Raw genomic sequence first — 12,529 nt, 5'->3', positions numbered from 1 at the left:
CGGGAGGGTGTGGGAGAGTAGGTCACCGCCGGACAATCTTTCAGGTAGGGCTCCGACACTTTGGCTGTCGGGGCCCTACCTGCTTTTTGAGGGGGTTCCACACCTGCGGGTGCGGAACCCCCTTTTTTTGCGTTGTATGGGTGTCTAACGAGCCGGCGTACGTGACTCACCGGTTATTGATTGGCGCACGACGACGGTGTCTAACCCAGGTGTCGTCGGCCGGAGAACGTGGTGATCGTCGGTGGCGTCGTTCAAGGCCTCAGCCTGATCCTGCGCGTGCTGGCCCGTGACCGGCGGGTGCGGCTGGCCGTGGAGGACCCCACGAGCCACCGCCAGGAGCCCTTGCTCCGAGGGATGACCACGACTGAGGGGCGCGTCGATGATGGGCCGTCAGCTGCGTAACCGCCCTTCACGGCCTGGGGCAGGGTCAGGAGGCGGCGGGGGTGATGTAGCTGACCGCCTTATGGCCGTACGCCGCGGACCATGGGAGGGTGATGACCGCGCCGTCGCGCTCGAACACCTTGGCCCTCGACCCCTCGCCGGCGTACTCCAGCGGGAGCTTCGCCACCTCCTGGGCCTTGCCAGTAGCGGCGTCCAGACGGATCAGGCGTGGCGCGATGGTGTGTCGTTCGCCTGCTTCCAGGGCCAGGAGTCCCTGGTTGTCGGCGCGAATGTAGGTGAGCATCACTTCCTGGGTGCCCGACGACTCCCAGAGGCGGCGGCCGGTCTTGAGGTCGAAGGCCAGGGCCGTGTTCTTTGTGCCTCCGGTTTTGGCCGCTTTCTCGGAGAAGGTGGTCAGGTAGAGGCGGTCGCCGTGGACTGCGTAACGGCGCTGTTCGAGTACGCCTTCGACGAAGACGACACCGTTCTGGGTGAGGAGGTCCACCCGGTCCGTGGTGAACTCGCTCACCTTGCCGGCGGCCGCGAAGTGGGTGAAGACGTTCTTGCCGTCGATCTCGCGTTGGATGACGATCGGCTTGGCCGACAGGATGGCCCGCATCAGCGGGAGTCGGCCGATCAGGTATTTGCCGGCGACGTCGCCGGTCTTCGGGTGGATGACCTGGACGCTGTTCTTCTTGGCGGATCCGCAGTTGACGAGGGCGACGACTCGGCCGGGGCCGGCGTTGGCGTCGTCCAGGTAGCACTTGTTCGGCATGGTCTTGGTCCATTCCTTGCCGCCGTCGGAGAGGCGGTAGGCGGTCAGCGTGTCGTCCGTCTCGACGATGATCATGCCGTCGGTGGACATCAGGGCCGGGACCATGAGGCCGCTCTGTGCGCCGTCCTTCCTGACCGGGATCTTGATCTTCCAGGTGATCTTGCCGGTGGCGGCGTCGATGCCGGCCAGGTGGTCGCACACCTTGCTGGTGCCGTACGCGAACGCGCCCTTGCCCTCGAACAGCTCGGGGGTGGCGCCGCATACGTGGTCACCCGGTGGCGGCGTGCGCCAGGCCTGTTCGCCGGACTTGAGCGCGTAGGCCAGCACGACTTCCTTCTGCGCCCTGATGACGGTCGTGTCCGTCAGCCAGCTCGCGAACGCCATGCCGGTGCTGAAGTCCGCGCCGCCGGCTCCATGCAGGGGTACGGACCAGTCGGACACCGCAGGCTTTTCCGCCCCGCCCTTCTCGGCGTCGCCGGCCTGGACGGTGGGGGAGGACGAGGTGCCCGGCCGCGCGACCAGCCACCACGCGGTGCCGCCGCCGGCCAGCAGGACCACCAGGCTGAGCGCGACAATGAGCACGACCTTGGCCTTGCCGCGCGCCTTCTGCGGCGTGCCGGCATTGCCGGCCCCTTGCGGCGCCGGCGCATTCCACGCTCCGTACGGGTTCCCCGCCGCCTGCGCTGGGCCGTACGAGGGACCGCTGCCGCCGGAGGGCGATGGGTCGCCTCCCGCCGGGGGCGGCGGGCTGTACCAGCTTCCGGTCCCGGCTGGGGGTGGGGGGCCGTACGAGCTTCCGGACCCTACCGGGGGTGGTGGGGCGGATGAGTCATCCGCCCCCATCGGGGGTGGCGCGCCGTATGGGGGGTTGCTTCCGCCGAAGGGCGGTGGGCCCTGGGGCAGGCCGAGCTGTGCTGAGGGTGGTGGACCGTACGGGTTCCCAGTGCCCGGTGGGGGGTTGGCGGTGCTTTCGGCCGAGGTCGGCGGCCCTTGCGGAGGGCCGTCCAGCGGCGGAGATGGATGGCCGTACGGGTTTCCCGCCCCCTGCGCCGGGCCGTACGAGCTTCCGGCCTCCACCGGGGGCGGTGGGCCGTTGGAGCCACCGGTGCTCACTGGGTGTGGCGCGCTGTACGGAGGGTTGCTTCCGCCGAAGGGGGGTGGGCTCTGCGGAGGGCCGCTCTGGGATCGGGGTGGTGGAGCGTACGCGTTCCCCGGCGGGGGTGTGGGGCCGGGCAGGCCCCACGGTCCCTGGAGAGGGCCGTTCGGGGGCGGATCCTGCGGCTGGGCGTACGGGTTTCCTGGCGCAGCCGGCGGGTTGTCCGCGACTTGAGAAGGCGGTCTGTGAGGGGAGGCGGGGGTTTGGCCGTATGGGGTGGCGGATGGCGTCCACGGCTGTTGGTGGCCCTCGGGCGGGGCATGCTGGGGTGGGCCCCAGGTGGGGGGCGCGTGGTCGGGCGCAGGCGTGGGGGCGGGCCCGGGAGGGGGCTCGGGGGTAGGACTGGACGGTGAGCCGAGGGGGTGGTCTGTCATGGTTTCGATGGCGACGCCGGTGGCGGTCCGGCATCGCGCTATGCCCTAATAGTCCGGATAACGATCGAGGGGATGCTATCAGCGGGCCAGCAGCAGGGGCTCGATTCGGTAAGGGATCTGCGTCGACAGGGCGATCGTGGAGTCGGTGCGCCGCACCGCCGGTGAGGTCAGTATGTGGGCGATGATCTCCTGCAGATGGTCGGTGCTGCGCGCGGCGACCCGGCAGAGCAGGTCGTGCTGACCGCTGGTGCCGTGCACCTCCAGGATCTGCGGCACGTCGCGCAGTGCCTCGACGGCCTCGGTGAGCCGGCCCTGGGCGATCTGCAGCCAGACGAACGCGTGGATCGGATACCCGATCCGCGCCGGGGAGACGGTCGGCCCGAAGTCCTCGATCACGCCGCCGGCCATGAGCTTGTCGACCCGGGCCTGTACGGTGCCGCGGGCGACGCCGAGCAGCCTGGCGAGCTCGGTCAGTCCGACCCGGGGGTGGGCGCGCATTGTCACCAGCAACCGAGCGTCGAGATCGTCCACGGTGACCCTTTCAAGGATGAGCGATTCGTACAGGAAAACGAGAGTGTGCCGTACGGAATTAAGCGTATTGCGCAGGGAAACTGCGCGCTCTTGCCAGCGATCGGGGAAGTTGCTGTCATCTGAGGCATGTTCGAGGAAGCGCAGTACTTCGCCCCGATCGCTACGCAGGACGACGGGTCGGTGGTGGTCGAGCTGGCCGCGTCCCATCCGGGTTTCGCGGATCCGGTCTACCGGGCTCGGCGGAACGCGATCGCGGGGCTGGCGGTCGGTCACCGGCGCGGGACGCCCATTCCCGTCGCCGAGTACACCGAGCGGGAGCATGAGGTCTGGGCGCTGGTGACCAGGGAGCTAGCGGTCAAGCACGCCGCCTACGCCACGGAGGAGTACCTCGGCGGCGTCGACAGGCTCGGGCTGCCGCGTACGCGCATCCCGCAGCTTCAGGAGGTCGGCGAGCTGCTGGAGCCGCTGACCGGGTTCCGATATCTGCCGGCCGCGGGGCTGGTGCCGTTGCGGGACTTCTACGGTGTGCTGGCCGACGGGTACTTCCACTCGACGCAGTACATCCGCCACCATTCCGTGCCGTTCTACACGCCGGAGCCCGACGTGGTGCACGAGGTGATCGGGCATGCCAACGCGCTGGCCAGTGACCGTTACGCCGCGCTCTACCGGCTGGCGGGGGAGGCGGCGCGACGGGTTGAGGGCGAGGCGGCGCTGGAGTTCGTCTCGAAGGTGTTCTGGTTCACGCTGGAGTTCGGGGTGATGCTGGACGGTGGCGAACTCAGGGCGTACGGGGCGGGCATCCTGTCGTCGTACGGCGAGATCGAGGAGTTCCGGGGCATGGACGTCCGGCCGTTGGACCTGGCCATGATGGGGACGACTCACTACGACATCACGAAATATCAGGATGTGCTGTTCCGGGCCGACTCGCTGCAGCATCTGGAGGACGTTGTGGGGGACTTCTGGGCCACCTGCGACGACGACTCGATCGCCAAGATCGTGGCCACGAATCTCTAGCGACGTGTCGCGATTTTTCATGATAATTCATGAATGATCGCGGGCTGGGGGCGCGCGTTACGGCGTTTGACCATGGCGATCGCCCTGCTGTCCTGCCTTGCCATGTCCACGCTCGCGGAGCACGCGCCCACCTTTCCGATCGAGGGGCCGATCGAGAGCTCGATCGAGGGCTCGGTCAGGGCCTCCGCGTCGGCCGAGGTGCTCGGTCCACCCGTCATCACGGGGCTTCGGCTGAGCGCCCCGTCGGAGCGGGTCGTCTCCCGGATCATCCCCAAGGAGATCACCGAGCGCCTTGACCGCTATCTGGTGACCCGTCCGGTCCGGGTCACCGCCATGGTCACGGACCTGACGACCGGCCGCCGCTACCGCTACCACGGCGACGAGCGGCTGATCACCGCCAGCGCCGCCAAGGCGCAGATCCTCATGGCCCTCCTGCTGAGAACCCCGTGGCGCCAGCTCCCGGCGGCGGTCAGGCGCGACGCCGGCCTGATGATCCGCTTCAGCGACAACCACGCCGCCGACCGGCTCTGGCTGCGGATCGGCGGCGCTCCTGGGTTCACCGAGGCGGGCGAGAGGCTGGGTCTGCGCCACACCCGTGGCGTCCCGGGCGCCTGCGTGGACCTCTACTGCTGGGGCATCACCAGGACCTCCGCGCAGGACCAGATCCGGCTCATGCGGGCGCTCGTGTCGCCCGCCAGTCCGCTGTCCGCCGAGGCTCGCCGGCGGGTGCTCGGGCTGATGGGCGAGGTCGTCGGCGGGCAGGACTGGGGCGTCAGCGCGGCCAGGTGCGAGGGCGACCGCGTGGCGTTGAAGAACGGCTGGCTGAAGCGCGTGTCCAACAAGCGCTGGGCCGTCGCGAGCGTCGGGCTGATCCGGGGCCACGGCCACACGTACGCGATCGCCGTACTGACAGAAGGCAGTCCGAACGTGGCGGCAGGCATCGCCACCGTTGAGGGCGTCACCGAGCGCGTCATGCGCTCGTTTCGGACCTGTCCCAGGTGAAGCCTCATGATGGAGGACATGACCGCTGTGACGTACCGCGTATGTGTCGTGTGCATGGGAAACATCTGCCGCTCGCCCATGGCCGAGATGGTGCTCCGCAAGGTGCTCGCCGATCATGGGCTGGCCGGGCAGGTGGCGGTGGAGAGCGCCGGCACCGGCGGCTGGCACACGGGCGGGCCGATGGACGAGCGGGCGCTGCGCATCCTGGCCCGGCACGGGTATGACGGCTCCGAGCACAGCGCCAGGCAGTTCACCGCCGACTGGTTCGACCGCTACGACCTGGTGCTGGCCATGGACCGCGACAACCAGGCGTTCCTGCGCGGGCTGGCGCCCGCCGGGGTGGAGGTGCGGCTGTTCCGCTCCTTCGACCCGGACGCGCCGGCCGGCGCCGAGGTGCCCGACCCCTACTACGGCGGCGACGAGGGCTTCGAGGAGGTCCTCACCCTGGTCGAGACGGCCGCCGAGGGCGTGGCCAGGCACATCGCCGATGAGATCGGCCGATGAGGTGGACTGACGAACTCGGCACGTCCCACGGCCGGCGGCTGCGGCGGGGCGTGCTGGGCGACGGGCGCGAGGTGTTCGCCAAGATCCAGGAGCCTTGGCAGGCGCTCGCCTCCGAGGCGGCGCTCACCTCCCAGCACGTGTTCGCCTCCGAGGCCGCCGGGCTGCGGTGGCTCGGGGAGGCGATCACCGTGCCGGAGGTGATCGAGGTCGCGGAGGACCGGCTCGTGCTGTCGTGGGTGCGCCAGGAGCCGCCCACCGCCGCCGCGGCCGAACGCTTCGGGCGCGACCTGGCCCGCCTGCACCGGGCAGGGGCGCCCGCCTTCGGCGCGCCCTGGCCCGGCTTCATCGCCGACCTGCCGATGAGCAACGCGCCCGCCGAGGGCTGGCCGGCCTTCTACGCCTCCCGCCGCGTTCTGCCCTTCGTACGGCGAGCGCGGCTGCCTTCGCGAGACGTTCGGCTGATCGAGCGGGCCGTTGAGCGGTTCGGTGAGGTGGCGGGGGAGCCGGAGCCGCCCGCCCGCATCCACGGTGACCTGTGGAGCGGCAACCTGCTCTGGTCCGGCGGCACCGGCGTGCTCGTCGACCCGGCGGCGCACGGCGGCCACCGTGAGACGGATCTGGCCATGCTGGCGCTGTTCGGCGCGCCGTACCTCGACCGGATACTCGGCGCCTATCAAGAGGAGGCGCCGCTCGCGGACGGCTGGCGGGAGCGGGTACCGCTGCACCAGCTGCATCCGCTGCTCGTGCACGTGGTGCTCTTCGGCGAGGGCTATCGGGACGGCCTGATGGCCGCCGTCACCCGGGTGCTGGGGCTGTGAGCCGCCTGAGCACCTCGTCGTGCAGGAGGCCGTTGGTGCAGACCAGGCTGCCGCCCTCCAGGCTGTTGACGCCCGCGACGTCGGTCCAGGTGCCGCCGGCCTCCTCGACGATCACGGTGAGCGCCGCCATGTCCCACGGCGACAGCTCCGGCTCGGCCGACAGGTCCACCGAGCCCTCGGCCACCATCATGTGGGACCAGAAGTCGCCGTAGGCCCGGGTGCGCCAGCAGGCGCGGCTCAGGTCGAGGAAGTTGTCCAGGCGGCCGGTCTTCTCCCAGCCGCCGAAGCTGGAGTAGGAGAAGGAGGCGTCGCTCAGGCTGGAGACCGACGAGACCCGCATCCGGGTCGCCTTGGTCAGGCTCCTGCCGGTCCAGGCGCCGCCGTCGGTGGACGCCCACCAGCGCCGCCCCAGCGCGGGGGCCGACACGACGCCGACGACGACCTTGCCGTACTCCATCAGCGCGATCAGGGTCGCCCAGACGGGCACGCCGCGTACGTAGTTCTTGGTGCCGTCGATGGGATCGATCACCCACGACCTGGCGCCCCAGCCGGTCTTGCCGAACTCCTCGCCGACGACCGCGTCGCGTGGCCTGGCACGGCGCAGCGTCCCCCGGATCGTCTCCTCGACGGCCCGGTCCGCGTCGCTGACCGGCGTCAGGTCCGGCTTGGTCTCGACCTTGAGGTCGACCGCCTTGAAGCGCCGCATGGTCAGATCATCGGCGGCGTCCGCCATGACGTGAGCGAGGCGTAGATCATCGGTATAACCGTGCACGAACAGTCACGCTACCGTGCCAGGTATGCCGAGCATCAGTCACCCGGCGCGTCTTTTCGGGTAAGTCCGCTTCCGGTTACTCCCCAGTAGCATGTGGGGCATGTCCCTAGACGCCGGAGAGTTCCTGCTCCAGACGGTGCCCTTCGCCCGCACGCTCGGCATCGTCTTCGACTCGGCCGGCGACGGCCGCGCCACCTGCCGCCTGCCCGACCGGGCGGATCTGCACAACCACGTGGCGGGCCCGCACGCGGGCGCCCTGTTCACCCTGGCGGAGTCCGCCTCGGGCGCCGCCATGCTGACCGCCTTCGGCGACCAGCTCAGCCGCGCGGTGCCGCTCGCCACCGCGTCCACCATCCGCTATCACAAGCTCGCCAGGGGCGAGGTGACGGCCGAGGCCCGCCTGCTGGGTGCGCGCGAGGACGTGGTGGCGAAGCTGGACGCGGGGGAGCGGCCGGAGTTCGACGTGGAGGTGGAGGTCAGGAACGCCGACGGCGTCGTGGTCGCCACGCTCACCGTCGGCTGGACGCTGCGGCCCAACCGGCCCTGACCTTCGCCGACCTCCCGGGGTCAGTCATCGGGGTCAGTCGTCGGGCGTGCCCTCGCGGCTGGCCAGGAGGCGGCGCAGGGACTCCAGGCGGGTGGGGTCGGCGTGGCCCTGCCTCACCCAGTCGTCCAGCGCGCACTCGGCGGCCAGGTGGGTGCAGCCCTTGGGGCAGTGAACCGTGCCTTCGATCAGGTCGGGGAAGCCCGCCAGAACCGTCTCCACCGACACGTGCGCGAGACCGAAGCTGCGCACGCCCGGCGTGTCGATGATCCAGCCGCCTTCGGGGAGCGCCAGCGCCACGACCGAGGTGGAGGTGTGGCGGCCCCGGCCGGTGACCACGTTGACCTGCGAGACCGCCCGGTTCGCGTCCGGGACGAGGGCGTTGACCAGGGTCGACTTGCCGACGCCCGAGTGGCCGACCAGGACGCTGATGCGGCCGGCGAGGTGGTCGCGCAGCTCGTCCAGCGTGCCGCCCTTTTGCACGACGACGTGCTCGACGCCGAGCGGGTCGTAGAGCGCCACCAGGTCGTCCGGCGGGGCCAGGTCGGCCTTGGTGAGGCAGAGCAGGGCGTCGATCTCGGCGTCGAAGGCGGCCACCAGGATCCGGTCGATCATGCGGGGGCGGGGCGGCGGGTCGGCCAGGGCGGTCACGATGACCAACTGGTCGGCGTTGGCCACGACGGGACGCTCGATGCCGTCGGTGTCCTCGGTGTCGTCGGCGGAGCGGCGCAGCATCGAGGTGCGCGGCTCCACCCTGACGACCCTGGCCAGGCTGTCCGGCTCCCCGGAGACGTCGCCGACCAGGGCGACCCGGTCCCCCACCACGATGCCCTTGCGGCCCAGCTCGCGCGCCTTCATGGCGACGACTAGGCGGGGCTCCTGCTGCCTGCGCTTGGCGGCCGAGCCCCTGGCGCGCTCCGGCTCGATCAGCGTGGTGTAGCGGCCGCGGTCGACCGCCACCACGAACCCCTGCACGGCGTCCTCATGCGCAGGCCGGATGCGGGTCCGCGGCCTGGAGCCCTTGCCCGGCCTGACCCGTACGTCGTCCTCGTCGTACTCCCGCTTTCTCAGCGGTCCGCTCCCCTGAACTCGAGGCCCTGACCGGTCATCGGGCGTCCAGCATCGACGCCCACATCGCCGCGAACTCCGGGAGTGTCTTACCCGTCGTCGCGATGTTCTCCACCTCGACGCCGCGCACCGCGAGGCCGAGCACCGCTCCCGCTGTGGCCATGCGGTGGTCGTCGTAGCTGCGGAAGGTGCCACCGTGCAGCGGACGCGGCCGGACGATCAGGCCGTCGTCCGTCTCCTCCGCGTCGCCGCCGAGGCGGTTGATCTCGGTGACGAGCGCAGCCAGCCGGTCGGTCTCGTGGCCGCGCAGGTGGGCGACGCCCCGGATCCGGCTCGGTGACCCGGCCAGCGCCGCCAGCACGGCGATCGTCGGCGTCAGCTCGCCGACCTCGCGCAGGTCGGCGTCGATCCCGGCGATCTCGCCGGTGCCGCGGACCACGAGGTCGGCCGTATCGCCGGACGCGCCGGCCAGGCCGACCGTGGCGCCCATGTCCGCGAGCAGGCCGCGCAGGGCGTCACCCGGCTGGGTGGTGCGCAGCGGCCAGCCGGGGATGGTGACCGTGCCGCCCGTGACCAGGGCGGCGGCCAGGAAGGGGGCGGCGTTGGACAGGTCGGGCTCGACCGCCCAGTCGCGGCCGGTGATCGGGCCCGGCTCCACCCGCCAGACGTCCGGCTCGGTGTCGTCGACCACGACCCCGGCCGTGCGGAGCATGTGGATCGTCATCCTGATGTGCGGCTGGGACGGGACGGGCGGGCCCACGTGGCGGATCGTGACGCCCTTGGCGAAGCGGGCGGCCGTGAGCAGCAGCCCCGAGACGAACTGTGAGGAGGCCGAGGCGTCGACCGTGACCTCGCCGCCGGTGAGCGGGCCGTGGACGGTGAACGGCAGGGCGTCGCCGTCGACCCGGGCGCCCAGCGCGCGCAGGGCGTCCAGGATGGGGCCCATCGGGCGCTTGCGGGCGTGCGGGTCGCCATCGAAGGAGACCGGGCCGTCGGCCAGCGCGGCCATCGGCGGGACGAATCGCATCACCGTCCCGGCCAGACCCGCGTCGACGGCCACGCCGCCGCGGATCTCACCCGGCAGTACCCGCCAGTCGACGCTGGAGCTGGTCTCGGCCAGCGGTGTGAGGGTGGCGCCCAGGGCACGCAGCGCCGCGACCATCAGATCGGCGTCACGGCTGCGCAGCGCCTGCCGTACGACACCGGGGCCGTCGGCGAGGGCGGCGAGCAGCAGCGCGCGGTTGGTCACCGACTTGGAGCCGGGCAGCGAGACGGATGCCACGATCGGTCCGGTGGCGACGGGGGCGGGCCAGTGCTCGTTGGACATGCTCGAAGTTTACTGGCCAGGGTGCGGCCGGGGTCACAGCGCGATCGCGCGTGCGAAAGGCGTACATGGCAGTGTGGTGACATGTGCGGTAGATATGCCTCGGCGCGGGACAAGCACCAGCTCCTGGAGGAGTTCCAGGTGGAGCTCGACGGCGATCCGGACAAGGAGCTCGGCCCCGACTACAACGTGGCGCCGACCAAGAACGTCTATGCCGTGCTCAGCCGGGTGCCCAAGGACGCCGAGCGGGCGGTGCGGCAGCTGCGCGTGGTGAAGTGGGGGCTGGTGCCGGCCTGGGCGAAGGATCCGTCGGTCGGCTCGCGCATGATCAACGCCAGGATCGAGACGGTGGCGGAGAAGCCGTCCTACCGTCAGGCGTTCGCCAAGCGGCGGTGCCTGCTCCCGGCGGACGGCTACTTCGAGTGGATGCCGGTCGAAGGCGACAAGAAGAAGAAACAGCCGTACTTCATCCACCCGGCGGACGGCGGGGTGCTCGCGATGGCCGGGCTGTACGAGTTCTGGAAGGATCCGGGGCGCGACGACGACGATCCGCTGAAGTGGCTGGTGACCTGCACGGTCATCACCACGGACGCGGAGGACGAGCTCGGGCGCATCCATGACCGGATGCCGATGATGATCGAGCCGGAGCGGTGGGCCGAATGGCTCGATCCGAAACTCACCGACGCCGGGCTCGCCTCCGGGCTGCTGGTGCCGGCGCAGCCCGGCAGGCTGACCGCGGACCCGGTCAGCACCGACGTCAACAATGTCCGGAACAATGGCCCGGACCTGATCAGACCATTGTCTCCGGAAGACGACAGCGGCCTTTTCTAAGGTGTAAGAAGCACGCTAAGTGGGCATCCGGTGAGGAAAGCGATGCATCCGTTCACTCGGAGTCACCGCCAGACATGCCCCCTTGCGCCGGGCGGGATCACCGGGGACTTCCGCCGCGGGTTGCCCTCATCCTCCCGGAGGTGCGGATTCGTGGACGTCACGACCGCTCGTGAGCGGCTGACAGACATGCTTTCGGAGCTGGATCGATCGATCGGGGTGCTCCAGGGTGATCCGGCGTCGATCCGCGACCGGTCGGCGGCCGACGCGGGCGCCGACCTGACGGACACCGACCGCGCCCAGGCCATGCTCGCCGTGGCGACCACCCAGCGCAGGGCCGTCCTGGACGCACTCAAGCGCCTCGACGAGGGCGCCTACGGCGAGTGCGTCGACTGCTGCAGGCCGGTGCCCGAGGGACGGCTGGAGGCGCGGCCCGAGGCGGCCAGGTGCGTGCAGTGCCAGGGCAAGCGGGAGCGCCGGCGCTAGCTCTTACGGCCCGTCAGCTTTTACGGTCACTCAGCTCTTACGGTCACTCAGGCTTTGCGGGCGCTGGCCACCAGGTGGATGCCCACCGTGTCGTCGTCGTCCGGATGGGCCTCAAGCTCGGTGCGGACCAGGTAGGACATCGTCCTGGTGTCGGAGCCGAGCACGTGATCGACCGTGGAGGGGGACAGCACCGTACGCGGCCGCATCCATTCCACCTCCAGCCCGGCGCCCACCAGCAGCTCGCGGAGCTGCCCACTGCTGAAGCAGCGGGTGATGCTGCCGTCGGGCCACGGCACCAGCATGACCTCGCCCGTCTGCCGGAGGTGCTGCCACTGCTCCTGCTCGGCCAGGATCGCCATGCCGAGCACCAGGGAGTCGACGCACACCAGCGCCCGGCCGCCCGGCTTGAGCACGCGGGCCACGTCGCTCATCGCCGACTCGGCCATCAGCTCGATCGACATCGCCCGCTCCTCGGCGACCACCGCGTCGACGCTCTCGTCAGGCAGGAACGACAGGTCGTCGGCGCGCACATGACGGACCAGGTCGGCGTCGTGCAATCGGCTCGGCCCCTCGGCGGCGCGGCGGAAGTCGAGCACCTCGATCACGCGGTGCCCGGCGCGCGCGGCCTGGCTCGACCAGTGCCCGCGGCCGCCGGACAGGTCGAGGACGACGGACGGCGCGCTGGGCAACCACCTGCTGAGTTGTTCGGCGACGACGGCGCGGTAGAAGGTCCAGTACGGCCCCAGCGTCCCTGAGCCGTTGAGTTCCTCGGCCGGAATGGGCAGCACGCGCGACTCCTGGGTTCCGGAAATGGCTACCAGCCGGTACGTATGGTTTTCCCCGCACCGGGTTGTTCGTCACCTTCTATCTTGCGGGAACAGACGAAGGCGCGGGCGTGTTGCGACGAGCATGCTCACATTGCTCGAACCCCTCCCCAGTGACCGGCCGGTCG

General features: G+C 70.6%; 13 protein-coding genes. 7 read left to right on the top strand and 6 right to left on the bottom strand.

Going from position 1 to position 12,529, the window contains the following annotated elements; all coding sequences use genetic code 11:
- Positions 1-427: 427 nt before the first annotated feature.
- Positions 428-1,738: an outer membrane protein assembly factor BamB family protein gene (locus ACTMTF_RS30710; RefSeq protein ID WP_441113786.1), complete on the bottom strand. Its 1,311-nt coding sequence runs from the start codon at positions 1,736-1,738 to the stop codon at positions 428-430.
- Positions 1,739-2,764: 1,026 nt separating this feature from the next.
- A complete protein-coding gene (locus tag ACTMTF_RS30705) occupies positions 2,765-3,217 on the bottom strand; it encodes an Lrp/AsnC family transcriptional regulator (RefSeq protein WP_441113785.1) in 453 nt (150 codons plus the stop codon).
- Positions 3,218-3,343: 126 nt separating this feature from the next.
- On the opposite strand from ACTMTF_RS30705, the gene ACTMTF_RS30700 reads away from it, so the two are divergent.
- From ACTMTF_RS30700 to ACTMTF_RS30685, 4 genes are read left to right on the top strand one after another with little or no spacing between them, the layout of a single operon-like run.
- Entirely contained in the window at positions 3,344-4,231 is an 888-nt protein-coding gene (locus ACTMTF_RS30700) for a phenylalanine 4-monooxygenase (protein WP_441113784.1), read from the top strand.
- Between the two features lie 33 nt (positions 4,232-4,264).
- Positions 4,265-5,233, top strand: coding sequence for a serine hydrolase (locus ACTMTF_RS30695; RefSeq protein WP_441113783.1), 969 nt, complete (start codon positions 4,265-4,267; stop codon positions 5,231-5,233).
- A gap of 18 nt (positions 5,234-5,251) precedes the next feature.
- Positions 5,252-5,737 (top strand): low molecular weight protein-tyrosine-phosphatase, encoded by a 486-nt coding sequence (locus ACTMTF_RS30690; protein WP_441113782.1) that lies wholly within the window; start codon positions 5,252-5,254, stop codon positions 5,735-5,737.
- The gene (locus tag ACTMTF_RS30685) at positions 5,734-6,555 is read left to right on the top strand and encodes a fructosamine kinase family protein (RefSeq protein ID WP_441113781.1); all 822 of its coding nucleotides are present in this window, start codon (positions 5,734-5,736) and stop codon (positions 6,553-6,555) included. The genes ACTMTF_RS30690 and ACTMTF_RS30685 overlap by 4 nt, the downstream gene beginning before the upstream one ends.
- Here the strand turns inward: ACTMTF_RS30685 and hisN are convergent.
- The gene (hisN, locus tag ACTMTF_RS30680) at positions 6,533-7,327 is read right to left on the bottom strand and encodes a histidinol-phosphatase (protein WP_397005401.1); all 795 of its coding nucleotides are present in this window, start codon (positions 7,325-7,327) and stop codon (positions 6,533-6,535) included. The genes ACTMTF_RS30685 and hisN overlap by 23 nt on opposite strands.
- Positions 7,328-7,427: 100 nt before the next feature.
- Between hisN and ACTMTF_RS30675 the strand changes: the two genes are divergently transcribed.
- Positions 7,428-7,874: a DUF4442 domain-containing protein gene (locus tag ACTMTF_RS30675; protein WP_441113780.1), complete on the top strand. Its 447-nt coding sequence runs from the start codon at positions 7,428-7,430 to the stop codon at positions 7,872-7,874.
- Between the two features lie 33 nt (positions 7,875-7,907).
- Here ACTMTF_RS30675 and rsgA read toward each other — a convergent pair whose 3' ends face one another.
- Entirely contained in the window at positions 7,908-8,942 is a 1,035-nt protein-coding gene (gene rsgA, locus ACTMTF_RS30670) for a ribosome small subunit-dependent GTPase A (RefSeq protein ID WP_441113795.1), read from the bottom strand.
- Between the two features lie 34 nt (positions 8,943-8,976).
- Positions 8,977-10,266, bottom strand: coding sequence for a 3-phosphoshikimate 1-carboxyvinyltransferase (aroA, locus tag ACTMTF_RS30665; protein ID WP_441113779.1), 1,290 nt, complete (start codon positions 10,264-10,266; stop codon positions 8,977-8,979).
- 81 nt (positions 10,267-10,347) lie between these two features.
- Between aroA and ACTMTF_RS30660 the strand changes: the two genes are divergently transcribed.
- Together ACTMTF_RS30660 and ACTMTF_RS30655 are read left to right on the top strand one after the other, a co-directional pair.
- Positions 10,348-11,094, top strand: coding sequence for an SOS response-associated peptidase (locus tag ACTMTF_RS30660; protein WP_397005395.1), 747 nt, complete (start codon positions 10,348-10,350; stop codon positions 11,092-11,094).
- A gap of 150 nt (positions 11,095-11,244) precedes the next feature.
- The gene (locus tag ACTMTF_RS30655) at positions 11,245-11,577 is read left to right on the top strand and encodes a TraR/DksA family transcriptional regulator (RefSeq protein ID WP_441113778.1); all 333 of its coding nucleotides are present in this window, start codon (positions 11,245-11,247) and stop codon (positions 11,575-11,577) included.
- Between the two features lie 47 nt (positions 11,578-11,624).
- Here ACTMTF_RS30655 and ACTMTF_RS30650 read toward each other — a convergent pair whose 3' ends face one another.
- The gene (locus ACTMTF_RS30650; RefSeq protein ID WP_397005391.1) at positions 11,625-12,365 is read right to left on the bottom strand and encodes a class I SAM-dependent methyltransferase; all 741 of its coding nucleotides are present in this window, start codon (positions 12,363-12,365) and stop codon (positions 11,625-11,627) included.
- Positions 12,366-12,529: the final 164 nt, after the last annotated feature.

It is taken from the genome of Nonomuraea sp. ZG12 (assembly GCF_052068115.1).
Classification (GTDB): Bacteria; Actinomycetota; Actinomycetes; order Streptosporangiales; family Streptosporangiaceae; genus Nonomuraea.
Note: the sequence above shows the minus strand (reverse complement) of the source record. Positions and strands in the feature narration are given on the sequence as shown.

Bases quoted from the DNA above. Each gene is read 5' to 3' on its own strand.
- ACTMTF_RS30690 (WP_441113782.1), top strand. From the start codon at position 5,252: ATGACCGCTGTGACGTACCGCGTATGTGTCGTGTGCATGGGAAACATC.
- ACTMTF_RS30675 (WP_441113780.1), top strand. From the start codon at position 7,428: ATGTCCCTAGACGCCGGAGAGTTCCTGCTCCAGACGGTGCCCTTCGCC.
- ACTMTF_RS30695 (WP_441113783.1), top strand. From the start codon at position 4,265: ATGATCGCGGGCTGGGGGCGCGCGTTACGGCGTTTGACCATGGCGATC.
- aroA (WP_441113779.1), bottom strand. From the start codon at position 10,266: ATGTCCAACGAGCACTGGCCCGCCCCCGTCGCCACCGGACCGATCGTG.
- ACTMTF_RS30660 (WP_397005395.1), top strand. From the start codon at position 10,348: ATGTGCGGTAGATATGCCTCGGCGCGGGACAAGCACCAGCTCCTGGAG.
- ACTMTF_RS30700 (WP_441113784.1), top strand. From the start codon at position 3,344: ATGTTCGAGGAAGCGCAGTACTTCGCCCCGATCGCTACGCAGGACGAC.
- ACTMTF_RS30685 (WP_441113781.1), top strand. From the start codon at position 5,734: ATGAGGTGGACTGACGAACTCGGCACGTCCCACGGCCGGCGGCTGCGG.